At 30.6% G+C, this 23,245-nt stretch carries 26 protein-coding genes; 18 read left to right on the forward strand and 8 right to left on the reverse strand.

Features of this window, described 5'->3' with window-relative positions; genetic code table 11:
- Nucleotides 1–4 precede the first annotated feature (4 nt).
- The 16 genes from Q0935_RS01960 to Q0935_RS02035 all read left to right on the forward strand — a co-directional run bounded on the left by Q0935_RS01960 (nt 5) and on the right by Q0935_RS02035 (nt 12,841).
- Nucleotides 5–1,315, forward strand: coding sequence for an AarF/UbiB family protein (locus tag Q0935_RS01960; protein ID WP_299381904.1), 1,311 nt, complete (start codon nt 5–7; stop codon nt 1,313–1,315).
- The gene (locus Q0935_RS01965) at nt 1,316–1,930 is read left to right on the forward strand and encodes a flavin reductase (protein WP_299381907.1); all 615 of its coding nucleotides are present in this window, start codon (nt 1,316–1,318) and stop codon (nt 1,928–1,930) included.
- Nucleotides 1,931–1,996: 66 nt separating this feature from the next.
- Nucleotides 1,997–3,421, forward strand: coding sequence for an SDR family oxidoreductase (locus Q0935_RS01970; protein ID WP_299247495.1), 1,425 nt, complete (start codon nt 1,997–1,999; stop codon nt 3,419–3,421).
- Between the two features lie 4 nt (nt 3,422–3,425).
- Entirely contained in the window at nt 3,426–3,566 is a 141-nt protein-coding gene (locus Q0935_RS01975; RefSeq protein WP_299382328.1) for a DUF2256 domain-containing protein, read from the forward strand.
- Nucleotides 3,536–4,849 carry a DASH family cryptochrome gene (locus tag Q0935_RS01980; RefSeq protein ID WP_299381909.1) on the forward strand — a complete coding sequence of 438 codons (1,314 nt, stop codon included), beginning with the start codon at nt 3,536–3,538 and terminating at the stop codon, nt 4,847–4,849. Before Q0935_RS01975 ends, Q0935_RS01980 begins: the two co-directional genes overlap by 31 nt.
- A gap of 9 nt (nt 4,850–4,858) precedes the next feature.
- Nucleotides 4,859–6,391 carry a cryptochrome/photolyase family protein gene (locus Q0935_RS01985; RefSeq protein ID WP_299381911.1) on the forward strand — a complete coding sequence of 511 codons (1,533 nt, stop codon included), beginning with the start codon at nt 4,859–4,861 and terminating at the stop codon, nt 6,389–6,391.
- Nucleotides 6,391–7,881, forward strand: coding sequence for a cryptochrome/deoxyribodipyrimidine photo-lyase family protein (locus tag Q0935_RS01990; RefSeq protein ID WP_299381913.1), 1,491 nt, complete (start codon nt 6,391–6,393; stop codon nt 7,879–7,881). The genes Q0935_RS01985 and Q0935_RS01990 overlap by 1 nt, the downstream gene beginning before the upstream one ends.
- A gap of 99 nt (nt 7,882–7,980) precedes the next feature.
- Nucleotides 7,981–8,406 carry a hypothetical protein gene (locus Q0935_RS01995; protein ID WP_299381915.1) on the forward strand — a complete coding sequence of 142 codons (426 nt, stop codon included), beginning with the start codon at nt 7,981–7,983 and terminating at the stop codon, nt 8,404–8,406.
- Complete coding sequence (locus Q0935_RS02000; protein WP_299381917.1) at nt 8,381–8,686, forward strand: TIGR03643 family protein; 306 nt, start codon at nt 8,381–8,383, stop codon at nt 8,684–8,686. Before Q0935_RS01995 ends, Q0935_RS02000 begins: the two co-directional genes overlap by 26 nt.
- Nucleotides 8,687–8,742: 56 nt before the next feature.
- A complete protein-coding gene (locus Q0935_RS02005) occupies nt 8,743–9,426 on the forward strand; it encodes an SDR family NAD(P)-dependent oxidoreductase (RefSeq protein WP_299381919.1) in 684 nt (227 codons plus the stop codon).
- Between the two features lie 3 nt (nt 9,427–9,429).
- Nucleotides 9,430–9,966 carry a glutathione peroxidase gene (locus Q0935_RS02010; protein ID WP_299381921.1) on the forward strand — a complete coding sequence of 179 codons (537 nt, stop codon included), beginning with the start codon at nt 9,430–9,432 and terminating at the stop codon, nt 9,964–9,966.
- A gap of 5 nt (nt 9,967–9,971) precedes the next feature.
- Nucleotides 9,972–10,139, forward strand: coding sequence for a Lacal_2735 family protein (locus Q0935_RS02015; protein WP_299247471.1), 168 nt, complete (start codon nt 9,972–9,974; stop codon nt 10,137–10,139).
- A gap of 2 nt (nt 10,140–10,141) precedes the next feature.
- The gene (locus Q0935_RS02020) at nt 10,142–10,603 is read left to right on the forward strand and encodes a TspO/MBR family protein (RefSeq protein ID WP_299381923.1); all 462 of its coding nucleotides are present in this window, start codon (nt 10,142–10,144) and stop codon (nt 10,601–10,603) included.
- A gap of 44 nt (nt 10,604–10,647) precedes the next feature.
- The gene (locus Q0935_RS02025; RefSeq protein ID WP_299381925.1) at nt 10,648–11,109 is read left to right on the forward strand and encodes an SRPBCC family protein; all 462 of its coding nucleotides are present in this window, start codon (nt 10,648–10,650) and stop codon (nt 11,107–11,109) included.
- A gap of 2 nt (nt 11,110–11,111) precedes the next feature.
- Nucleotides 11,112–12,416, forward strand: a complete 1,305-nt coding sequence (locus tag Q0935_RS02030) for a deoxyribodipyrimidine photo-lyase (protein ID WP_299381927.1) — start codon at nt 11,112–11,114, stop codon at nt 12,414–12,416.
- Between the two features lie 62 nt (nt 12,417–12,478).
- Nucleotides 12,479–12,841: a SnoaL-like domain-containing protein gene (locus Q0935_RS02035; RefSeq protein ID WP_299381928.1), complete on the forward strand. Its 363-nt coding sequence runs from the start codon at nt 12,479–12,481 to the stop codon at nt 12,839–12,841.
- Between the two features lie 73 nt (nt 12,842–12,914).
- Here the strand turns inward: Q0935_RS02035 and Q0935_RS02040 are convergent, their stop codons facing one another.
- From Q0935_RS02040 to Q0935_RS02055, 4 genes are all read right to left on the reverse strand, one after another.
- Nucleotides 12,915–15,101 carry a von Willebrand factor type A domain-containing protein gene (locus Q0935_RS02040; RefSeq protein WP_299381930.1) on the reverse strand — a complete coding sequence of 729 codons (2,187 nt, stop codon included), beginning with the start codon at nt 15,099–15,101 and terminating at the stop codon, nt 12,915–12,917.
- Nucleotides 15,102–15,199: 98 nt separating this feature from the next.
- Nucleotides 15,200–16,255, reverse strand: a complete 1,056-nt coding sequence (locus tag Q0935_RS02045) for an AMP-binding protein (RefSeq protein WP_299381932.1) — start codon at nt 16,253–16,255, stop codon at nt 15,200–15,202.
- 3 nt (nt 16,256–16,258) lie between these two features.
- Nucleotides 16,259–17,215 (reverse strand): CPBP family intramembrane glutamic endopeptidase, encoded by a 957-nt coding sequence (locus Q0935_RS02050; protein WP_299381934.1) that lies wholly within the window; start codon nt 17,213–17,215, stop codon nt 16,259–16,261.
- Between the two features lie 3 nt (nt 17,216–17,218).
- Nucleotides 17,219–18,256: an o-succinylbenzoate synthase gene (locus Q0935_RS02055; protein WP_299381936.1), complete on the reverse strand. Its 1,038-nt coding sequence runs from the start codon at nt 18,254–18,256 to the stop codon at nt 17,219–17,221.
- Nucleotides 18,257–18,315: 59 nt separating this feature from the next.
- On the opposite strand from Q0935_RS02055, the gene Q0935_RS02060 reads away from it, so the two are divergent.
- Complete coding sequence (locus Q0935_RS02060; protein WP_299381938.1) at nt 18,316–19,209, forward strand: sterol desaturase family protein; 894 nt, start codon at nt 18,316–18,318, stop codon at nt 19,207–19,209.
- Here the strand turns inward: Q0935_RS02060 and menA are convergent.
- Both menA and Q0935_RS02070 read right to left on the reverse strand, forming a co-directional pair.
- The gene (menA, locus tag Q0935_RS02065) at nt 19,201–20,103 is read right to left on the reverse strand and encodes a 1,4-dihydroxy-2-naphthoate octaprenyltransferase (protein ID WP_299381940.1); all 903 of its coding nucleotides are present in this window, start codon (nt 20,101–20,103) and stop codon (nt 19,201–19,203) included. The genes Q0935_RS02060 and menA overlap by 9 nt on opposite strands.
- A gap of 9 nt (nt 20,104–20,112) precedes the next feature.
- Nucleotides 20,113–20,952: a 1,4-dihydroxy-2-naphthoyl-CoA synthase gene (locus tag Q0935_RS02070; RefSeq protein ID WP_299247436.1), complete on the reverse strand. Its 840-nt coding sequence runs from the start codon at nt 20,950–20,952 to the stop codon at nt 20,113–20,115.
- Nucleotides 20,953–21,246: 294 nt separating this feature from the next.
- Between Q0935_RS02070 and Q0935_RS02075 the strand changes: the two genes are divergently transcribed.
- Complete coding sequence (locus tag Q0935_RS02075; RefSeq protein WP_299247433.1) at nt 21,247–21,672, forward strand: hypothetical protein; 426 nt, start codon at nt 21,247–21,249, stop codon at nt 21,670–21,672.
- A 162-nt stretch (nt 21,673–21,834) separates the two neighbouring features.
- Here Q0935_RS02075 and Q0935_RS02080 read toward each other — a convergent pair whose 3' ends face one another.
- Nucleotides 21,835–22,665, reverse strand: coding sequence for a S1-like domain-containing RNA-binding protein (locus Q0935_RS02080; RefSeq protein ID WP_299247430.1), 831 nt, complete (start codon nt 22,663–22,665; stop codon nt 21,835–21,837).
- Nucleotides 22,666–22,807: 142 nt separating this feature from the next.
- The gene (locus Q0935_RS02085) at nt 22,808–23,149 is read right to left on the reverse strand and encodes a DUF2853 family protein (RefSeq protein ID WP_299381942.1); all 342 of its coding nucleotides are present in this window, start codon (nt 23,147–23,149) and stop codon (nt 22,808–22,810) included.
- Nucleotides 23,150–23,245: the final 96 nt, after the last annotated feature.

Below are 23,245 nucleotides of genomic sequence, written 5' to 3' on the forward strand. Positions count from 1 at the left end.
ACTATTGAAAACAATAGACAAAATACCGACATCTAAAATTCAGCGTGCTTCAAAGCTTGTACAAACAGGTGCAAAAGTTGGTGTTAACTATCTTAAATATTATGGAGATAAATTAACTAAAACTGAAGAAGAAGCCAAGTCTCGATTAAACGAGAATAATGCTGAAGATATTTACGACGGATTAAAAAAACTTAAAGGAAGTGCATTAAAAGTGGCACAAATGCTAAGTATGGAAAAGAGTATTTTACCACAAGCTTATGTGGAAAAATTTTCTCTTGCGCAATTTTCTGTACCGCCACTTTCTGCGCCTTTAGTAATTAAAACATTTAAAAAATACTTTGGCAAATTGCCTAACGAAATCTACGACACCTTTAATTCAACGTCTGTTAATGCTGCCAGTATTGGTCAAGTGCATTTAGCAGAAAAAGATGGGAAGAAACTTGCTGTGAAAATTCAATATCCAGGTGTCGCAGATAGTATTTCTAGTGATTTAGCGATGGTTAAACCTATTGCTATACAAATGTTTAATATTAAAGGAAAAGATAGCGACAAGTATTTTAAGGAAGTAGAAAACAAATTGATTGAAGAAACCAATTACATACTTGAAATAGCACAAAGTAAAGAGATTGTTGCCGCTTGCAAACACATTCCTAATCTTAAATTTCCAGAGTATTATGAAGACTTATCTTCTGAAAGAATAATAACTATGGACTGGATGAACGGTGAGCATTTAAGCGAGTTTACTGCACACAACACCAATCAAGAAAAGGCTAACAAAATAGGTCAAGCACTTTGGGATTTTTATATGTTTCAAATGCACGAATTAAAAAAAGTACATGCCGATCCGCATCCTGGTAATTTCTTAATTTCAGAAAAAGGAGAATTAATTGCTTTAGATTTTGGTTGTATGAAAACCATTCCAGAAGAATTCTACGTGCCTTATTTTGAATTAGCACAGAGAGAAAGTATTGATAATGCTGAAATTTTCAATACTAAAATGTACCAATTAGAGATTTTACGTGAAGATGATTCGCCTGAAGAATTAGAGTTTTTTAGAAGCTTATTTCACGAAATGCTAAGTCTCTTTACACAACCGTTACAAAGTGAAACGTTCGATTTTTCGGACCCTGAATTCTTTGGTAAAATAACAGAGTTAGGTCAGAAATACAGTAAAAGCGCCGAGCTACGTAAAATGAATGGTAATAGAGGTTCTAAACATTTCATCTATATAAACCGTACGTTCTTTGGGTTGTATAATTTAATGTTCGATTTAAAAGCTCAAGACATTAAAATCAATAATTATAAAACATTATAAATGCCATATTTTAGTTTAGAGGACATTAATAATTTACAGCATCTCTATAAAATAAACCTTATTAATAGTTGCTCTGGTTTTAAATCTGCCAACTTAATTGGCACAAAATCTATGGAAGGTATTGAAAATGTTGCTATATTTAGTTCTGTAACTCATGTTGGTTCTAATCCTCCAATTTTAAGCTTCTTTTGTAGACCAACAACGGTTACTAGAGATACTTATAAAAATATAAAAGAGACTGGTGTTTATACAATAAACCATGTACATGAATCTAATTTTAAAGAGGCGCATCATACTTCGGCTAAATACGATTCAGATATTTCAGAGTTCGATAAAACAAATCTAATTTCAGAATATAAAGAAAACTGCTTTGCTCCTTTTGTAAAGCACTCACCTATCCAAATGGAGATGAAGTTTGTTGGAGAATATAATATTAAAGAAAACGGAACCATTTTAGTTTTAGGAGAAATACAAGGTCTTTATATAAATGAAGATATAGTGGCTGATGATGGCTTTATAAACCTATCTGAAGCGAAAGTTACTGCAATTAATGGATTAGATGGTTATGCTTTTCCTAAGTTAAAAGAAAGATTAGATTACCAAAGACCTAAATAAATCTTTAGAATTGAAGAGCACATAATTAATCATAATTAAGTGATTACAGATAATTGAAATACAACCATGAAAATATTAGTTACAGGTGCAACAGGTTATATAGGTAAACGTATTATTCCTTTACTTATAGAGCAAGGTCATACTGTAATTTGTGCTGTAAGAGGAAAACTACGTAGCGAAAAACGTTATAGTGAAGAAGATAATGTACAAGTAATTGAAGTCGATTTTTTAAACGAAGACACTTTAGAAAACATACCTAAAGATATAGATGCAGCATATTACCTAATACATTCTATGTCTAACTCTATTTCTCGTTTTCAACAAATGGAAAATGACTGTGCAATAAACTTTAAAACTGTTATAGAAAAAACAGATTGCAAACAGGTTATCTATTTAAGTGGTATAACTAATGACACTAAACTATCCAAGCATTTACTTTCTCGCAAAAATGTAGAAAACATACTAAACTCTTCTAAATATGCTTTAACCGTTTTTAAAGCCGGTATTATAGTTGGTTCTGGAAGTAGTTCTTTCGAAATTATAAGAGATTTAGTAGAAAAACTACCTGTAATGGTAGCTCCTAAATGGTTAAATACAAAAACACAACCTATTGCAATAAGAGATGTCCTTACTTTTTTAACTCGCAGTTTAGGAGATAAAAGGTTATATAATACATCTTATGATATTTTTGGACCAGAAATTCTAACTTATAAAGAGCTTTTACTAAGGTTTGCTAAGTCTCGAAATTTGAAAAGATATATCCTCACTTTTCCAATAATGACACCTCAGTTATCTAGTTATTGGCTTTATTTTGTTACATCTACTTCATACAAATTGGCTAGAACTTTAGTAAATAGTATGGGTGTTGAAATTATTGGTAAAAGTAGTGATATCAATACTCTATTAGATATTAATCCAATGACTTATGAAGAAGCATTACAATTTGCTTTTGTAAGAATTAAGCAAAACAGTATTGTTTCAAGCTGGAAAGATTCTTTTGCCAGTAGTAGAGAAAAAAAACGTATTTCTACAAAATATATTAATGTCCCAAAATACGGCTGTTTTAAAGATGTTAAAGAACTTAAAGTTTTAGATGAAGACAGAACATTCGCTAAAATATGTGCTATAGGAGGTGAAAATGGCTGGTATTATGGAACAACTTTATGGAGAATTCGTGGATTTTTAGACAAAATGGTTGGAGGTATTGGTCTTCGTAGAGGTCGTACTAATAAAGACACTATTAAAACTGGAGATGCATTAGATTTTTGGCGTGTACTTTTAGCAGATGAGGAAAACAAACGACTATTACTTTTTGCTGAAATGAAACTCCCGGGAGAAGCTTGGTTAGAATTTAGAGTAGCAAAAGGTAAAGTTTACCAACGTGCTGTTTTTAGACCAAAAGGATTAGCAGGAAGGCTCTATTGGTACAGCGTTTTACCATTTCATGGTTTAATATTTAATGGCATGATAAAGAAACTTGCAAATGCCTAAAGGTATTAAAAAACAAAATTTACCATCTAAAATATGTTCCACTTGTAACCTCCCATTCTCATGGCGTAAAAAGTGGGAAAAGGAATGGGAGAATGTAAAATATTGTAGTAAAAAATGCAGCAAAAACAAAGTAAAACAAGTCTAGTTTGGTTTAGAAATGATCTAAGAATTAACGATAATAGTTCTCTTTTAAATGCTATTAGAAATAGTGAAACTGTTATTGCTGTCTATTGTTTTGATCCACGACATTTTGAGAAGGATAAATTTGGATTTAAAAAAGCACAAAAATTTAGAGCAAAATTTCTAATTGAAACTATTTCAGATTTAAAACTACAATTATCCAATCTTGGGATTCCTCTTTATGTTTTTAACGATTATCCTGAAAATTGCATTGCTAATTTAGAAGCGCAATACAAGTTTGATGCCTTATACCTTCAAAAAGAGTGGACAGAAGAAGAGTACAATGTTTATAAGCTTGTTACAGCTATTTGGGATGACACCTTTACAGTTCATCAAGACTACAATCAGTTTTTATACCATCCTGAAGATTTAAAATTCGATATTAAAAATTTACCTAACGTATTTACCGATTTTAGAAAACACGTTGAAAAACAAAGCATAATTCGAACTATAAATGAAATCACTAATATTAAAAACAAGAATAATTCTATAAAAAATACTACTTCTGTTCCTTCTTTAAAAGATTTAGGTTTTGAAGATTTCACTAATCATCCTAATTCAGCTTTTCCATTAAAAGGCGGAGAAACCGAAGCTTTAAAACATTTAAATAATTATTTTTTTGAAAGTAAAAAACTAGGCTTTTATAAAAAAACAAGAAATGGTTTAATAGGAAAAGATTTTAGCTCGAAATTCTCACCTTGGTTGGCTAATGGCAGTTTAAGTGCAAAAACTATCTATTATAGAGTAAAAGAATTTGAGGCTATTCATTTTAAAAACCAATCTACCTATTGGTTAATATTCGAACTAATATGGCGAGATTACTTCAAATACGTATCACTAAAACATGGCAATAAAATCTTTAAAATTGAAGGCCTTTTAAATAAAGATTACCAATGGCACACTTTTGAAAAAGATATTCAAAAATGGATTAATGGAAAAACTAACGAACCTTTTGTAAATGCAAATATGATAGAATTGCAAAAAACAGGTTGGATGAGTAATCGCGGCAGACAAAATGTTGCAAGCTATTTTGCTAAAACTCTAAAACTAGATTGGCGCATTGGTGCCGCTTATTTTGAATCTATGCTTATAGATTACGATGTGCATAGCAATTATGGAAATTGGCTCTATGTTTCTGGTGTTGGCAACGATCCTAGAGATAGAATATTTAATGTTAAACTTCAAGCAGAGCGATATGATAGTTCTGGAAAGTTTCAACGTTTATGGTTACAGGATACACTATTTTAAAAATACAATTTGAAAACATTAAGACTAATATTAGGTGATCAACTTAACAGCAAACATTCTTGGTTTAATGGAGACCAAAGCAATTATGTATACTGTTTTTTTGAAATGCGCCAAGAAACAGACTATGTAAAACATCACCTTCAAAAAGTAATTGGATTTTTTGCTGCAATGCGAGAATTTTCAAAAGAATTACAAGCCAATGGCTGTGACGTGGTTTACTACAATTTAGATACTAAAGAGAACACTCAAAATCTTTCAGATAATCTTAATCAATTAGTTAAAGCACTTGATATAGAAAATTTTGAATATCAAGAACCCGATGAGTATAGGCTAGACCAACAACTTGTAACGTTTTGCAAAACACTTTCTATTAAATCTAAAGTATATTCTACCGAGCATTTCTATACCAAAAGACAAGATTTGACTGCTTTTTTTAAAGATAAAAAACAGTGGATCATGGAAAGTTTTTATAGAGACATGCGAAAAAAACATGATGTCTTGATGGTTGCCGGACAACCAGAAGGTGGCAAATGGAATTACGATAAAAGCAATAGAAATAAATGGAAAGAAAAAGAAAGTATTCCTGAGTTTAAGGCTTTTAAAAATGATGTTTCAGAAATTCTATCAGTAATAAAATCTGAAAAAATTGAAACTATTGGTCATTTTAATTCAAAGTATTTCGAATACCCAATCAATAGAAAACAAGCACTCGAACAGTTAAAATATTTTTGCGAGCATTTATTAATTCATTTTGGAGATTATCAAGATGCTATGCATACAGAACAAGTATACCTCTTCCACTCTCGCCTATCTTTTGCGATGAATTGCAAAATAATTTCGCCAAAAGCAATTGTAAAAACTGTGTTAAATTACTGGAGAAAACATGGAGATGATATTAATATTTCTCAAGTAGAAGGTTTTATAAGGCAAATTATTGGTTGGCGAGAATATATGCGTGGTATGTATTGGGCTTTAATGCCAGAGTATAAAACGCTTAATTATTTAGAAAATACAAGTACATTACCAGACTTCTTTTGGACAGGAGATACAAAAATGAATTGCCTAAAAAGTGCAATAACTAATTCTTTAGATAATGGATACGCACACCATATTCAAAGATTAATGATTACAGGAAATTATGCACTATTAACACAAATTAATCCGGATGAAGTTGATGCGTGGTATTTAGGTATTTATGTAGATGCTGTGGAATGGGTACAGTTACCAAACACAAGAGGCATGAGCCAGTTTGCCGATGGTGGAAAAATAGCAACGAAGCCTTATGTTTCTAGTGGAAGTTATATTAATAAAATGAGCAACTATTGTGATGATTGCTATTACAATAAGAAAGAGAAAATTGGAGAACGTGCCTGCCCTTTTAATAGTTTGTATTGGAATTTTTTAGACGATAAACGCGAAAAGCTAAACACTAATTTTAGAATGAAAATGATGTATAGTTTATTAAACAAAATGAATCCTGAAGATTTACATAACATTAAACTAAGAGCTAGTGATATTATTAAAAATCCAGATAATTATTAATGCTTAAAAAACAAGAACTGCAAATAGTATGGTTTAAAAGAGATCTTCGGTTAAAAGATAACGAAGCTATTGAACGTGCTATAAAATCTGGTAAACGTGTGCTTCTACTCTATGTATTCGAAAGGTTTTTACTTGAAGATAAACACTATAGTAAACGCCATTGGGACTTTGTTAAACAATCACTTGAGGATTTAAATCAATCTTTAAAAAAATTCGATTCTCAGGTTTTAGTAGTTAACGATTCTATTGAATCTACAATAGATAAAATACAGAAACACTACACTATTAAGCACATCTATTCGCATCAAGAAACTGGGATTTTATCTACTTTTAAGCGTGATCTTCAATTTGCCTCCTTTTGTAAAAAAGAACATATTAATTGGATAGAAAATGAAAATAACGCTATCATTAGAGGTATTAGTAATAGAGATACTTGGTTTGAGGATTGGAACGATTTTATGAATTTGCCGTATCATATATTTCATCCAAAAGAAGAACAATTACTTAAAATACCAGAAATAAAAATACTTTCAAAAGATTTTAATATTACAAATTTAAAGACTTCAGAAAACAGAAATTTTCAAAAAGGCGGTACAGGAACAGGAATAAAATACATGAAATCCTTTTTCTTAGAACGCTATTCTAATTACATGTTTCATATTAGTAAACCACTAGAAGCGCGAACAGGCTGTAGTCGTTTATCGCCTTACATTGCTTGGGGAAATTTATCTATTAGGCAAGTTATAAATATAGCTGCAGAAGTAAGAGAGAACGGTAAACACAAACGACATATTAATGCTTTTATGTCACGATTGAGATGGCAAGGTCATTTTATTCAGAAATTTGAAATGGAGCATTTAATGGAATTTAATAGTGTAAATAAAGGATATCATGCACTTATTAAACCAGAAAACCTAGATTACCAAAAAGCTTGGAAAACAGGACAAACAGGCTATCCATTAGTAGATGCTTGCATGCGATGTTTAAACGAAACAGGTTATCTAAATTTTAGAATGCGAGCAATGGTTGTTTCTTTTTTTACTCATAATTTATGGCAACCTTGGCAAGCTATGAGCGAGCATTTGGCTGCTCAGTTTTTAGATTTCGAACCAGGAATACACTATCCGCAAATACAAATGCAAGCAGGAGAAACTGGTATAAACATGTTGCGTATTTATAACCCTATCAAAAATAGTATAGAACACGATCCTAAAGGAGAATTTATAAAAAAATGGGTTCCAGAATTAGCAATGTTAGAGGCGCCTTATATTCATGAGCCACAAACGTTGTCTTATTTCGATCAACAATTAACAGGTTTCGAACTTGGTAGAGATTATCCTTTTCCTATCGTAAATGAGAAAACATCAAGAAAAAGAGCAAGTACTATCCTATGGAATTTGAAAGATAATGCTTTAGTTAAAAAAGAAGCAAAACGTATATTAAAGCGCCATACCGTTAACAATAGACAGCAAATGGTTAATGGTAATTAGTTGTTTAAGTATAATGTTTCGTTAATATTGTTTAACTTTTTAGATTAAACCTTAAACATTTTGTAACTTTGTAATAGAGCTATACACATTGCTTTATATATGGTATTAAATACTACACACACAAATAAGGAAAATAAAGAGTTACTAAACGCATTGGTTGGTAAAGCTTATAGTTTTTTAGAAAGTTTAAAACTAAAAGGAGTTGGGTCTAAACGTATGGTTATAGATAATGTTAGTCCTAATTTAGAACACTTATTAAATACTGTTTCAGATATAAACTACACCAATATAGAGTTAAGACCTAAAGGTATTTTAATTCACATTACAAAAGGACTACAAAATTTCACTTGGGCAATACCATATTACCAGTTGGTAATATACAAAGCAGATGGCTCTAGTATTCATGCACAGGGACGGTTTATTCACTTTAAAAATAATAAAATGCTTAAAGAGAATAAATTATTTTTTGATAAACTTTTAAATGAAAAAATAAAATTTGATGAACAATATAATTTCCAAACCTAATAGCCCTGAAAACTTTACTATCGAAGACATTGATCGTATTATCGAAATGGCTTGGGAAGATAGAACACCTTTTGATGCCATAACATTTCAGTTTGGTATAAAGGAACAAGAAGTTATTGAACTCATGAGAAAAGAAATGAAAGCGAGTAGTTTTAGAATGTGGCGCGCTAGAGTTCAAGGCAGAAAAACCAAGCATTCTAAAAATAGAAACTTTGAAGATGGACGTTTTAAATGTTCTAGACAAAAACAGATTACACATAATAAAATAAGTAATAGATAACCTTAGCATAGATTATCTTTTAATAGCAACATTTGTTCAATAAATCAATATTTAAAATGAAAAACATAGTAATAATAGGCGGAAGTAAAGGTATTGGTAATGCAATAGTAAACAGCTTAATTAAAAGCAATAAAGTCTATAATATTAGTAGAACTGAGCCAGAAATAAAGCACGAAAATTTAACACATTACTCATGTAACGTTTTAGAAGACGATTTACCACAAATAGAAAACATAGACACGTTAATCTATTGTCCTGGAAGTATAAATTTAAAACCAATTTCTAGATTATCTTTAAACGATTTTAGAGAGGATTTCGAGATTAATGTAATTGGTGCTGTAAAATCGATACAACATTATTTACCTCAATTAAAAAAAGGGAATACACCTTCCATCCTACTCTTTAGTACTGTTGCATCAAAACTAGGGATGCCTTTTCATGCAAGTGTTGCTGCTGCAAAATCTGCTATAGAAGGTTTAACAAAATCTTTAGGAGCAGAATTAGCACCTACTATTCGTGTTAATGCAATTGCACCAACAGTTACGGATACAACGTTAGCTTCAAAACTATTACGTAACGAAAAAATGATTGAAAACATTAAAGAGCGTCATCCATTAAAGAAATTTTTAAACCCAGAAGAAGTAGCAAATATGGCTGAGTTTTTAACTTCAGAAAAAGCAGCTTCAATTTCTGGTCAGATATTCGAAATGGATTGTGGAATTGTTAGTTTTAAAATTTAAAAAATGAATCCATTTAAAGCATTCGTAAAAACGCTATTTTCAAAAGAAACTATAGATGTAAATAAGCTAGAATCTATTTACAACATAAAAATTAATAGCTTAAGCGGTAAACCTATTGTGCTCTCAACTTTTAAAGGTAAACACCTTTTGTTTGTTAATGTAGCCTCAAAATGTGGTTTTACTCCTCAATATAAAGACTTGCAAAAATTGAGCGATAATTATAAAGATAAATTAGTAATTATTGGTGTGCCTTGCAATCAATTTGGTTCACAAGAACCTGGAAATGCAAACGATATTGAAACTTTTTGCGAAGTCAATTATGGTGTTACATTTTTAATGTCAGAAAAAACTGACGTTAAAGGTTCTAATAAGCATCCATTATACAAATGGTTAACACAAAAGAGTAAAAATGGAATTTCTAATTCTACTGTAAAATGGAATTTTCAAAAATATTTAGTAAATTCTGAAGGCAAATTAATAAATTATTATTTTTCTTCAACATCGCCAACAAGTAATAAAATATCGAAACACTTAAACTAAACAATATGTTCGGATTATTTAAAAAAACAACTGAAGCAGAAAAACTTCAAAAGGAATATAAAAAATTATTGAAAGAATCTTTTGATCTTTCTAAATCAAACCGAAGTGCTAGTGATGCTAAACTTGCAGAAGCTGAGGCTATACAAGATAAAATAATGGCTTTAAAAAACTAAATATGAAAATTGTAAAATATATTATTTTCTTTTTAATCATAAATTTTGGAAGTCTAGCTTTAGGAAGTTGGTTAATGGAAAACGGACCAATGACTCCTTGGTATCAATCCTTAAATCAAGCACCATGGACACCTCCAGGATGGTTTTTTGGTGTTGCTTGGACATTAATTATGGTTTGCTTTTCTATTTACTTGGCTTACTTGTTTTTAAAATCCGATAGTAAAAAATTAAGATTAGCATTTGCTTTACAAGTCTTTTTAAATGTAATATGGAACTATGTGTTTTTTAATCAGCACTTTGTATCATTAGGTTTAGTCGTTATTTCTACGCTTACTGTAGTCATTTTTACTTTTTTCTTTAGCAATTTTAAAACTGTACAAAACAAGAGTTATTTGCTTTTGCCTTATATGGTTTGGTTATTAATTGCAACCTCATTAAACGCTTATATAGTACTATATAATTAGGATTATTTTTTCGCTTTCGCGGAAATAAAAAAACAAACTTTAAAATGAAAATATATACATTCCATAGAAAGCAAAACTTGCCAATCACCAAAGCACAAGCCTGGGAATTTTTGTCTAGTCCTAAAAATTTAAAAACAATTACTCCAGATTACATGGGATTCGATATCTTGTCTGGAGCCGATAGACCAATGTATGCTGGACAAATAATTCAATATATTGTTACACCTGTTTTGGGTATTAAAACAAAATGGGTTACAGAAATTACTCATGTTGTAGACGGTGAATATTTTGTAGACGAACAACGTTTTGGCCCATACGCTTTATGGCATCATAAACACTTTATTAAGGAAATTGATGGAGGTGTTGAAATGGAAGATATTATAGATTACAAAGTTCCTATGGGTATTTTAGGGCAAATGGTTAATCCAATTTTAGTAAGACCAAAATTGGAAGAGATTTTTAAATATCGTACAGAAAAGTTAGAAGAATTATTTGGAAAATATTAAAGATGAAACAACCCATAAATATATTTTGGTTTAGAAGAGATTTACGTTTAGAAGATAATCATGGTTTTTACGAAGCACTAAAAGCAGGTAAACCAGTATTACCAATCTTTATTTTCGACGAAACCATATTAAGCAAACTACCAAAGGACGATGCCCGCGTTACCTTTATACACGAGAGTTTACAAGTAATGCAAGACACTTTAAAAAAGGAATACAACTCGAGTATTGCTATTTACAATGGCACTCCAGAAGAAACTTTTACTGCGCTAATTAAAGACTATTCTATAGAAACAGTTTATACAAATAGAGATTACGAACCTTATGCATTATCGAGAGATAAAAATATTGAGTCCTTTTTAAAAACTCAAGCTATTAGTTTCAATACCTATAAAGATCAAGTTATTTTTGAACGCAACGAGATTGTAAAAAAAGATGGTACACCCTATAGAGTTTACACGCCATTTTCTCGTGTATGGATGAATGAATATAAAAGAAATGGAATACACTTTTTTCCTTCGGAAGAACTACTCAATAATACAGTTCAAGATATAGTATTACCAAATCTAAGTCTAAAAGATATTGGTTTTCAAGAAGCAAATGTAAAAGTAGAACACTATACAGTAACACCTACTTTAATAGCAGATTATGAAGCAACGCGAAACTTTCCAGCACAGGACAACACCTCTAAATTAGGTCCACATCTTCGTTTTGGTACTGTTAGTGTTCGTAAAATGGTAAATGAAGCTTCAAAACAAAAAAATATTACTTTTTTAAAAGAGTTAATTTGGCGTGAGTTTTTTATGCAAATATTATGGCATTTTCCACACACAGCTAAAGATAGTTTTAAACCAAAATACGATCGTATAGAATGGCGTAATAATGAAGTTGAATTTAAAGCATGGTGCGAAGGCCAAACTGGTTATCCGTTAGTAGATGCAGGAATGCGACAATTAAACGCAACGGGCTTTATGCATAATCGTGTACGTATGCTTGTTGGGAGTTTTTTATGCAAACATTTACTAATAGATTGGCGTTTAGGTGAAGCCTATTTTGCTTTAAAATTGCACGATTACGATATGTCTAGTAACATTGGTAATTGGCAATGGGTTGCAGGTTCTGGTGTAGATGCTGCTCCGTATTTTAGAATTTTTAATCCTACAACACAAATAGAAAAGTTTGATAAAAAACACGTCTATATAAAAAAATGGGTTCCAGAATATCAAGAACTTACATATGCGACTCCAATTGTAGATCACAAAGAAGCTAGAGAACGTTGCTTGAGAGTTTATAAAGAGGCTGTCTCGTAAATCTATAAAGCATATCATATTTTTTTACTAACTTTATAATTCAACTTATAAACATAAAAAAAATGAATACTAAAGAGGTAGCCGCTAAATGGAAACAAATGTGCGAAGAAGGTAAAAACTTAGAATGTGTAAACGAACTCTATGCCGAAAATGTAATAAGTAGAGAAATGCCTGGAATGCCAGGAGAAATTATTTCGGGTAAAGAAAACGTTTGGAATAAAAGTAAAGAATGGTTAGAAAGTGTTGAGGAATTTCATGCAAGTGAAATAGGAGAACCACTTGTAGCAGGAAACTTTTTTACAGCAAAAATGGGTTTCGACTGTACTTTTAAAGAAAAAGGTAGACATAAAATGGAAGAAGTTTGTGTATATGAAGTAAAAGATGGAAAGATAGCAAGTGAGCAATATTTTTATAGTATTGAATAATACTTTCTTATTATATAATATAAAAACCTGAAGTTTGAGCTTCAGGTTTTTTTATGTTAACTACTTATGTAGTTTATTTATTTAGAGAAGAAATAAGTCTTATAAACTCTGCTCTATAACCTAGTTTATCTTCTCCTCTCCCATTTTCTGCTAAAGCTTTAACATCTTTAATTGTTGTGTTATTGTAATAACTAGACGCTCTTAATTGCATACCAAATAATGCAACAGCAGAAGCGAATTTTAAATCTTCAGAAGGTGTTATTACTTCATCTTTTTGAACATGTATCATCTCTATACTCTTTGTTCCATCTGGTTTCTTGTATCTAAATTTAACGGTTAGTAATTCATCTGAAAAATCTTTAGTAACATCAGTTTTTGTATATTTCAAATCTGCGACATCTTTTAAATATTCACTTTTTACACCAACAGGTATAACTTCATAAAGAGCAGTAACCGTGTGACCACTTCCTAATTCACCTGCATCTTTTGTATCGTCTATAAAATCTTCATCTTCTAAAAGTCTATTCTCATAACCTATTAATCTATAGGCTTGTACCTTTTTAGGATTAAATTCTACTTGAATTTTCACGTCTTTGGCTATTGTATAAAGCGTTCCTCCAAACTCTTTCCCAAATACTTTCTGTGCCTCTTGCATAGTATCTATGTAAGCATGATTTCCGTTTCCTTTGTCTGCTAATGTTTCTAGCTTAGAATCTTGATAATTGTCATATCCAAAACCTAAAACTGATAAAAACACTCCAGATTTACGTTTATCTTCAATAAGTTTCTTCATGCTTTTATCACTAGACTCACCAACATTAAAATCGCCATCTGTAGCGAGTATTACTCTATTATTTCCGTTCTTTTTAAAATGTTTTTCAGCTAATTTATAAGCTAAATTTATTCCCGCACCACCTGCTGTGGATCCTCCAGATTGTAAATTGTCTAGTGCGTTTAAAATGGTTTCCTTATTATTACCTGATGTAGGTTCTAAAACAACTCCTGCAGCTCCCGCATAAACTACAATAGATACTTTGTCTTGCTCCCTAAGTTGGTTTACTAATAATTTAAATGCGCCTTTTAAAAGTGGTAATTTATTTTGTGCACTCATAGACCCAGAAACATCTATTAAAAAAGTAAGATTAGATGCTGGCAGCTCTTCATTATTATAAGTTTTGCCTTGTAGTCCTATTTTTACTATTTGTGTTTGTGTATTCCATGGTGTAATAGCCAATTCTGTATTAATCGAAAAAGGATGTTTACCAGTAGGTTGTGGATAATTATAATCAAAATAATTCACCATCTCTTCTATCTTAACAGCATCTGGATACACAGTTTGACCATTATTAATCATACGCCTTATATTGCTATATGAGGCTCTGTCTACATCTATAGAGAAGGTTGATAATGGTGATACTTTAGTAACTTCAAAATTATTTTCTGCAATTTCTACGTATACATCATTTGGTTCTGAATTAATAAGATTGTTGGTGTTAGTTTTTTTTATTACAGCTTCAACCTCTTTAGGTAATTTGTAATTCCCTTTTTTTGTTTGAATAACAATAACACCATTAACACCTTTGGAACCATAAAGAGCAGAGCCATTTTCTCCTTTAATTATATTTACAGTCTTTATACTTTTTGAGTTTAGTTTATTAAGCTCTCTTGATGTTGTAATTTGCCCATCTACAACTACTAATGCTTGAATACCACTAGTAATTGAACGATTACCTCTTAGTATAATTTTAGTTCTATTATTAGTGATTTTATTATTTATATTTAAACCAGAAACCTTTCCAGATAAACCATTAACAACACTGGAATTATTTGGTTTTTTAATTCTTTTAGTAGTAACATTAGTAGCGCTTCTAGTTTTTTCTCTAGATAATTCTTCTGCTTTGACAACTTGATATACAGTAGATATTTCTTTCTTCTTTCGTTCTACACCCAAAGCAGTAATAACAACCTCTTCAAGAGTATTCTCCTCCATTGTAAAACTTATGTTGTTTTCTGTCCCTACTATTTTTTTTACGATATTTCCGACATAAGAAAACACCAGTATATCTCCCACTTGTGCCATAATAGCATAGTTTCCATCAAAATCTGTAATTGTGCCTTGTTTGTCTCCTTTTACAATAACATTTACGCCAGGTAATGGCAAGCTGTCTCCATCTGTTATTGTTCCTGTTATTTCTTTTTGTTGCGCATGTATTTGCAAGGATGCAAATAATACAATAATTAAGTGTAGTACGTTTTTCATGGTCTTTGGTTTTAATGTTTAGCGTAAAACTATAACCAAAGCCTATGTTATAAAATCAAGAATGAGTGAACAGGTGTTTTTAATGAGTGAACGTTACTTTATAATAATTGTAATGTTTTATTACGCTGAATTTTACCAGAACTAGTCTCAATAAATTCTGATATAAAGTAAATATGTTTAGGCTTCGAAAATGAATCTATTTCTTGAAAAACAATATCGTCTATTTGTATTTCTGCACCTTCAATAAGTAAAATTACGCACTCTCCGAAAACCTCGTCTTTCTCTGATGCTATAAAAAAACGTCTATCGATTTTACCGCTTAATTTATTTTCTACCTGTTCTGGAAATACTTTAACACCTCCAGAATTAATTACATTGTCTGCTCTACCAATCCATTCAAATTCGGTGTTAGAATGAAGCTTAACAATGTCGTTAGTAATTATTGTGTTTTCTGATACGTTTGGAGCATTTACAACCAAGCAATCTCTTTCGTCTTTAGTTATTTTTACTTCTGGCAATATTTTAAATGTATCACTGTTTATCTCTTGATTATTTAATTGTTTAACAGCAATGTGTGATACTGTTTCTGTCATACCATAAGTTTCAAACACAGCTGTATTAATACTTTGAAACCGCTCCTTTAATGCTTTAGATACTTTTGCTCCTCCAACAATTACATTATCTATATTGTTTAATTTTGTTATACTTTTTTCTATTTGCAACGGTACCATTGCCGTAAAGTGATAATGCTTATCTAAATCTATATTTAAGTTCGATTTTGGTTCAATGCTATCTATTTCTAAACCCAATACAAGTGCACGAACCAACATCATTTTTCCTGCTATATAATGTGATGGCAAACATAAAAGCGCTTTGTTACTTGGTTGTAAATTAAAGTATGTTCCTGTAGCAATGGCACTATTTACCATCGCTTGTTTTTTCATTTTTATAATTTTTGGTACACCAGTAGAACCTGAAGTCTTTAACTCTATTATTTGAGAACTATCACACCATTCCTTTAAAAAAACACCTATATCTTTAATATAAGGCTCTTTGCTAGCTGATAATTTTTGTGCAAGTATTGCTAATGTCTTAAAACTATAATACTCTCCATTGTACTTAAAACACTCATTAACTATGTCGAAACTTGGCATGTGCTAATCTATTATTTTGTAGTTCTCTTTTGGTGGCTCTACAACTTTTCCTGTAAGTTTTTCTTTCCAATTAGTCCATTTATAAACACGACTAAAAATAAATAATAGTATTGGGAAAATAATAAAAACCGGAAGTATTAAATTAGCAAAACCAGCTTCTGGCTCGGCAGTATCTTTAAAAATAGAATGTGTTTGTAAAGCTGTCCAATTTGCAGTAACTAATAAAGCTGTAAAAAGATTGTTGGCTGCATGAAAACCTAAAGCCAACTCCATACCTTCATCCATTAATGTTATAATACCAAGAAATAAGCCTGTTCCTATATAATAAACCATAATCGAGTAACCCAACTTATCTACTTCTGGATTTGCAATATGTAACAAGCCAAAAATAAGAGATGTTATAATTAATGGTACCCATTTATTTTTCGCAACAACACCTATGCCTTGCATTAAATAACCTCTAAACAAATACTCTTCGAAACTTGTTTGAAAAGGAATTAAAATAATAGCAATTACTGCCAATATAAGAAATCTATTAAGTTCAAAATTATCTAAATAACTCTCTGGTGATAAAAAATAATCTAAAAGTGTCATTCCAGAAGATATTATTCCCCAAAAGAAAAAAGCAAACCAAATTCGTTTCCAATCAATCTTTTTTCTAGCTGTTGTTAAGCTTCTAATGCTTTGCTTGTGCAATAGTTTTACAATTATCAATAAAAATATTAAACCACCAGCAAATGGCAGTAAAACAAAAACAAGGTTAATATTAGAATCGAATAAAGACATTAAATAATTAACATCGTCAAGCCTTGTTAAATCAACAGTCCCTTCCATCCTTTTCATAAAAATACCTACAAAATGTGGTATGGAAAAAACGCCTACGCCAATAAAAGCGACAATAAGTCCAATTACGTATCTCCACCAATCGTGTAAATTTTTAAATGTTTGAGCTATATACATATTCTATAAATTAAAATTCCAATTTCTGTTATTGTTGTTGTACTGCAATGTACCATTTTTCACTTCTAAATGCGATTGAATGTTATTAGTAAACAAGCCTCCCGTGCCTAAACCTTGTGGCATATTATTCTGTTTTAAATAAGTGTATTGTGCAATAGCACTAAGTCCAACATTACTTTCTAATGCACTTGTAATCCACCAACCAATATTTTGTTTTTCAGCTAAAGTAATCCATTCGTCTGTACCATTAAAACCGCCAATAAAACTAGGTTTTAATATAATATATTGTGGTTTTATTGTCTGCAATAATTCTATTTTATTTTCAGTAGAAAACACACCTATTAACTCCTCGTCTAAAGCAATTGGTAAAGGTGTTTGCTCACACAATTTAGCCATTTCCTTAAATTGATTTGCCTTTATTGGTTGCTCTATAGAATGGATACTAAAATCGCTTAATTGCTTCAGTTTTTCTAATGCATTATCAGGACTAAATGCGCCATTAGCATCTACACGTAGTTCTATATCGCTTTCGCTGAAATGCCTTCTAATACCTTTTAATAAGTTTAATTCTGTATTAAAATCTATTGCTCCTATTTTTAATTTAATGCATTTAAAACCAGCTTCAATTTTATCTTGAATTTGCTGTTTCATAAATGCTTCAGTTCCCATCCAAATTAATCCATTAATAGAAATTGAATCTTCATTTTTGGTGAATTTTGATGGAAATAATTCAAAATCATCAGTAGCTTCAAAAGACATAAAAGCCATTTCTAAACCTATTTGGATACTAGGGAATTCAATGTTTTTTTCTAATAGAAAAACCAAACCTTTATCTATATTCTCACAAGTATATTTAAGTTGTGCTTCGTAATCTGGTCTATCATCTACAGATAAACCTCTAAGAATACCACATTCTCCAATACCTTGTTTTTCTTCCGAAGATAAAATTATAAACCACGTTTCTTTAGTTTTTAAAACACCTCGCGATGTACCACTTGGTTGTTTAAAATTAAGGATGTGTTTTTTGTAAATTGCTTTCATAAGTCTTATCAAAAATACTCAAAAATAATTGTAACTTGTGTGTAATTATCCCATAACTAATGAGCACTTTTCCAAATATAATTTTATTTGCTATTCCTTTTTTTGTAATCTCTATTGCTTTAGAAATTTATGTTATTATTAAACAGTTTAAAAAGTATGATTATAAAGATGCTATAACTTCAATTTCTATGGGAATTGGCAATGTTTTACTCACCTTTTTTAGTAAGGCCATCGTACTCTTTTGCTTTTTATACATTTATAATAACTTTAGACTGTTTACTATCCCAATAACTTGGTGGAGTTTTATATTATTACTCTTTGCAGACGATTTTTGCTATTATTGGTTTCATAGAATATCTCACGAGTGTAGATTGTTTTGGGCTTCGCACGTGGTGCATCATTCTTCTCAAAAATACAATTTAAGTACCGCTTTAAGGCAAACGTGGTCTGGTGGATTTTATACTTTTATTTTTTGGATAATACTACCACTTTTAGGGTTTCATCCTGGAATGATACTTTTACAAATGTCTGTTAGTTTAATTTATCAATTTTGGATACACACAGAAACAATAAACAAACTACCTAAATGGTTTGAAGCTATATTTAACACACCTTCGCATCATCGTGTCCACCATGGGAGTAACCCTATTTATCTCGATAGAAACCATGCTGGAATTTTTATTATTTGGGATCGATTGTTTGGTACTTTTCAAGCCGAGCTAGATACCGAAAAAGTTAAATATGGATTAACAGCCAATATAAATACTCACAACCCAATTAAAATAGCATTTCACGAATGGGTAGCCATGTTAAAAGATGTGTCTATGGAAAAAGTATCTTTTATTAACCGATTAAAATATCTTGTAAAACCTCCAGGTTGGAGACATGATGGTAGTGGAGTTAATTCTAACGACCTTAAAAACGAATGGCTTGATAAGGAAGCATTAAAATAAGTGACCAACACCTAAAAGCACTGCCAATAGTACTGTTGATAGTGCTAGTTTTTTTAATTCAGGATCAAAATCTTTTAAGTTTGTTATTGCATTAACACGTTTTAAGTGTAATATTAAAGGTATATACGCTATAAAAAATATTAAATTAAAAGGAGACACATAATATAAAACTCCAAAAATAAACGATGCGGCCATTGCTCCAATAACTAAAAAATTATGGTATTTTTTCGCCTTTACTTTACCTAATTTTACTGCAGTTGTTATTTTATTACTTTGAAGGTCACTTTCTATATCTCGCATATTGTTTAGGTTTAAAACACCTGCACTAAGTAAACCAAGAGCTATAGCTGGCAAAATAGTAACGTGATCTAATTCTTTAGCAAAGAGCACGTAACAGCCTATAACACTTACTATTCCAAAAAATAAAAACACATAAACATCGCCTAAACCTCTATAACCATAAGCTTTGTTTCCCATTGTATATTTTATGGCAGATCTTACAGCAAATGCTGCAATACCAAAAAACAAAAGCGCTAGTAATAAATGTTTAGAACCAAAAGCTGAATAAATTAAACCAACAGTTAGCACTATACAAATTAGAATATTTAATCTTATAGCATGAAACATTTCATCAGGTGAAATATTGCCACTTTGTATGGCACGTTCTGGTCCTATTCTATCGTCGTTATCCGTGCCTTTTTCGGCATCACCATAATCGTTTGCTAGATTAGATAGTACTTGGTAACTAATAGTTGCTGCAATGGCTAATAAGAATATTTGCCAACTAAAAACACCATTATATTCCGCAAGGCAACCAGCAACTATAATTCCTGAAATTGAAAGCGGTAATGTTCTTAGTCTAATTGCAGATAACCAAATAGAAATATTTTTCATTAATTTATTTTATGGAATCCACTGCTTTGGGAAGTTAGGTTTTCTTTTCTCTAAAAAGGCATCTCTTCCTTCTTTAGCTTCATCCGTCATATAAGCCAAACGTGTTGCTTCTCCAGCAAATACTTGCTGTCCAACCATACCATCATCTGTTAAATTCATTGCAAATTTAAGCATCTTAATAGATGTAGGAGATTTTTCTAATATTTCTTGTGCCCATTGGTAAGCTGTAGATTCTAACTCGTCGTGAGGAATTACGGCATTTACCATACCCATTTCAAAAGCCTCTTGAGCAGAATAATTACGTCCTAAAAAGAAAATTTCTCTAGCTTTTTTCTGACCAACCATTTTTGCAAGATATGCAGATCCATAACCACCATCAAAACTAGTAACATCGGCATCTGTTTGTTTAAAAATAGCGTGTTCTTTACTCGCTAAAGTTAAATCGCAAACTACATGTAAGCTATGTCCTCCTCCTACTGCCCAACCTGGAACAACTGCAATTACAGCTTTAGGCATAAAGCGAATTAAACGCTGGACTTCTAATATATTTAATCTGTGGTAACCATCTTCTCCTACATAACCTTTATGTCCTCTGGCTTTTTGATCTCCACCCGAACAGAAAGAATACACACCATCTTTGGTCGATGGACCTTCTGCCGATAGTAATACTACTCCAATGTTAATATCTTCTTGCGCATCGTAAAATGCATCGTAAAGTTCTTTTGTTGTTTTTGGTCGAAACGCATTTCTAACGTTTGGTCTATTAAAGGCTATTCTTGCAACACCACCACTTTTATTATAGGTAATATCTTCATAATCTTTAACCTTAACCCATTTTATCTCGCTCATATTATTTCTTAATTTTTCAGATTTTAAAAATACATAATTTCGGTTATTGTAGTCCTGATTTTTTCAATTATTCTTTAATAAACTACTCGTTTTTATCTATTAATGCAATTAAAGCTATGTCTGTTAATGAGTTACAATTATATTGTTTTGTAAGTAAAAACTTATAGATAAATGTTTTTAATCGTTCAAAAACACCTTTTGTCGTAAAACGATTTATTAATAATTGAAAAAATGCTAATAAGTGAGTTCGCAATACCTTTACAGTGTTATTAATCCAGACATAAACCCTTGTAAATGAGAACAATTAACTCTCCGCTTTATCAAAAAGTACTAGAAACACACCATTTAACCATTGGTAATTTTTACTTTTTAGAGAACTTCTTGATCGCCGAAATAAATGAAGGCATTCATCTAGACTCAACAAATACCAGAACACTTTTAAAAATTGTAAACTCCTTTTTTAAAAATCGTAATTTTGGACATATTATAAATAGAATAAATAAATATTCAGTTTCTCCATTAGATTATGCTAGTTATTGTAAAAAACTAGATAATGTAGTTTCGTTTAGTTCTATTATTTATGACAATCATTTTGATAAAATGAATGTTAAAATAGAGAACCATTTTTTACACAAACCATTTCATATTGCAAAGAACATTGAAGAATCTTTTTTGTGGTCTGAAAAAGCAATTAAAAAAACACTTGCCATTAGCGCATAAAGATTATTACAAAATATAATCATCTATATATTAAAAACTTAAACACACTTTTTTAAACAATTAATTTAATAGCTAATATAATTCCCTTTATCTACCATTAACAAAAAAGCTACTATAAATATAGTAGCTTTTTAATTTTATTATAAAAGTAAAATTGTAAAATTAAACTAAACGAATACCATCTTTTTCGATAGTAATTTGTTTCTGCTTGTAAAGTGCTCCAATTGCTTTTTTAAAGTTTTTCTTACTCATTTCTAAAGTTTCTTTAATAGCTTCTGGCGAAGATTTATCGTACAATGGTAAATATCCAGAATTATCTTCAAGAATATCTAAAATCTTTTTAGCATTAGGCTCTATGTTTCTAAAACCTACTTGACCTAAAGCAATATCTAACTTATTACCTGGTCTAATTTTTTTAACGATGCCTTTTAAGCGATCTCCAATACTTAATTCTTGAAAAATACTATCCTTGTAAATTAAGCCCATATGTTGCTTATTTACAATAACATTCATTCCAAAATCACTTGGATGCGATACTATTAGCTCTACTTCCTCAAACTCGGCAACCGTTAGCTCTTCATTATCTAAAAATCTATTGGTTTTACTTGTTGCAACTAGTCTTTCGCTTTTTTCATCTAAATAGCAATGTACTAAGTACCAACCTCCTTTTTTCATTGGGAACGCTTGCTCTTTAAACGGGCAAAATAATTCTTTTACCATTCCCCAATCAAGGAAAGCACCATAATCGTTTACTGCATTACAGCGTAAAACGGCAAAATCACCTCTTGTAATATGTGGCTCGTCTGTAACTGCAACTAAACGCTCATCATTATCTAAATAGATAAAAACTTCTACATCATCACCTACCTTAAAAACATCTTCAACGTAACGGTTAGGTAATAAAACCTCATTACCATCTGCATCTGACAAGAACATACCTGGCTCGGTTTCTCTTATTATTTCTAAAGTATTGTATTCTCCTATATTTATCATGCTGCAAAAATACTAATATTAAAATTCAAAAATGATGTTTTTTTTTATTTTGAAAGCAATTTTAAACTCTTCAAAAAAAAACATAAAAAAAAGCATTGTAACCTAAATTACAATGCTTTATATATGTGTTTAAAATGGTATTCTATTTGTAAACAGATTCTTTCTTAAAGTGTCTTGCTAATAAATAATAAACAACTGCTCTGTACTTGTTTCTATTAGACTTACCATATTTCTCCATTACTGAAGCAATAGCTTTTTCCAACTCTGCACTATCCTCTAAACCTAATTTTTTAATTAAAAAATTATTTTTAACTGTAGCTAATTCTTTATCATCTGAACCAGAAACCGTTGCAGCATCTTTATTATAAATAGATGGTCCGCAACCTATTGTTACTTTAGTTAAAAAATCCATATCTGGAGTTTCACCTATTTTGTCTTTTAAATCAGCAGCATACTTTGCGATTAGATCATCTCTTTTACTCATAATTATAGTTTTAAGTGGTTTAATTCTCCTTAAATATACAATTTTTTTGAACCAATAAAATGACTGATTTAATAAATTATAGCTATAATATCGATA

The sequence above is a fragment of the uncultured Lacinutrix sp. genome, assembly GCF_947500605.1.
Lineage (GTDB): Bacteria > Bacteroidota > Bacteroidia > Flavobacteriales > Flavobacteriaceae > Lacinutrix.

What these genes read in the sequence shown, in the direction of transcription:
- Q0935_RS01990 (WP_299381913.1), top strand. Translation starts at nt 6,391, where the DNA reads ATGCTTAAAAAACAAGAACTGCAAATAGTATGGTTTAAAAGAGATCTT.
- Q0935_RS02075 (WP_299247433.1), top strand. Translation starts at nt 21,247, where the DNA reads ATGAGAACAATTAACTCTCCGCTTTATCAAAAAGTACTAGAAACACAC.
- Q0935_RS02000 (WP_299381917.1), top strand. Translation starts at nt 8,381, where the DNA reads ATGAACAATATAATTTCCAAACCTAATAGCCCTGAAAACTTTACTATC.
- Q0935_RS01965 (WP_299381907.1), top strand. Translation starts at nt 1,316, where the DNA reads ATGCCATATTTTAGTTTAGAGGACATTAATAATTTACAGCATCTCTAT.
- Q0935_RS02045 (WP_299381932.1), bottom strand. Translation starts at nt 16,255, where the DNA reads ATGCCAAGTTTCGACATAGTTAATGAGTGTTTTAAGTACAATGGAGAG.
- Q0935_RS02020 (WP_299381923.1), top strand. Translation starts at nt 10,142, where the DNA reads ATGAAAATTGTAAAATATATTATTTTCTTTTTAATCATAAATTTTGGA.
- Q0935_RS02005 (WP_299381919.1), top strand. Translation starts at nt 8,743, where the DNA reads ATGAAAAACATAGTAATAATAGGCGGAAGTAAAGGTATTGGTAATGCA.
- Q0935_RS01995 (WP_299381915.1), top strand. Translation starts at nt 7,981, where the DNA reads ATGGTATTAAATACTACACACACAAATAAGGAAAATAAAGAGTTACTA.
- Q0935_RS02050 (WP_299381934.1), bottom strand. Translation starts at nt 17,215, where the DNA reads ATGTATATAGCTCAAACATTTAAAAATTTACACGATTGGTGGAGATAC.
- Q0935_RS02030 (WP_299381927.1), top strand. Translation starts at nt 11,112, where the DNA reads ATGAAACAACCCATAAATATATTTTGGTTTAGAAGAGATTTACGTTTA.
- Q0935_RS02055 (WP_299381936.1), bottom strand. Translation starts at nt 18,256, where the DNA reads ATGAAAGCAATTTACAAAAAACACATCCTTAATTTTAAACAACCAAGT.
- Q0935_RS02040 (WP_299381930.1), bottom strand. Translation starts at nt 15,101, where the DNA reads ATGAAAAACGTACTACACTTAATTATTGTATTATTTGCATCCTTGCAA.
- Q0935_RS01970 (WP_299247495.1), top strand. Translation starts at nt 1,997, where the DNA reads ATGAAAATATTAGTTACAGGTGCAACAGGTTATATAGGTAAACGTATT.
- menA (WP_299381940.1), bottom strand. Translation starts at nt 20,103, where the DNA reads ATGAAAAATATTTCTATTTGGTTATCTGCAATTAGACTAAGAACATTA.
- Q0935_RS02025 (WP_299381925.1), top strand. Translation starts at nt 10,648, where the DNA reads ATGAAAATATATACATTCCATAGAAAGCAAAACTTGCCAATCACCAAA.
- Q0935_RS02010 (WP_299381921.1), top strand. Translation starts at nt 9,430, where the DNA reads ATGAATCCATTTAAAGCATTCGTAAAAACGCTATTTTCAAAAGAAACT.
- Q0935_RS02035 (WP_299381928.1), top strand. Translation starts at nt 12,479, where the DNA reads ATGAATACTAAAGAGGTAGCCGCTAAATGGAAACAAATGTGCGAAGAA.
- Q0935_RS02060 (WP_299381938.1), top strand. Translation starts at nt 18,316, where the DNA reads ATGAGCACTTTTCCAAATATAATTTTATTTGCTATTCCTTTTTTTGTA.
- Q0935_RS02070 (WP_299247436.1), bottom strand. Translation starts at nt 20,952, where the DNA reads ATGAGCGAGATAAAATGGGTTAAGGTTAAAGATTATGAAGATATTACC.
- Q0935_RS01980 (WP_299381909.1), top strand. Translation starts at nt 3,536, where the DNA reads ATGCAGCAAAAACAAAGTAAAACAAGTCTAGTTTGGTTTAGAAATGAT.
- Q0935_RS02080 (WP_299247430.1), bottom strand. Translation starts at nt 22,665, where the DNA reads ATGATAAATATAGGAGAATACAATACTTTAGAAATAATAAGAGAAACC.
- Q0935_RS02015 (WP_299247471.1), top strand. Translation starts at nt 9,972, where the DNA reads ATGTTCGGATTATTTAAAAAAACAACTGAAGCAGAAAAACTTCAAAAG.
- Q0935_RS02085 (WP_299381942.1), bottom strand. Translation starts at nt 23,149, where the DNA reads ATGAGTAAAAGAGATGATCTAATCGCAAAGTATGCTGCTGATTTAAAA.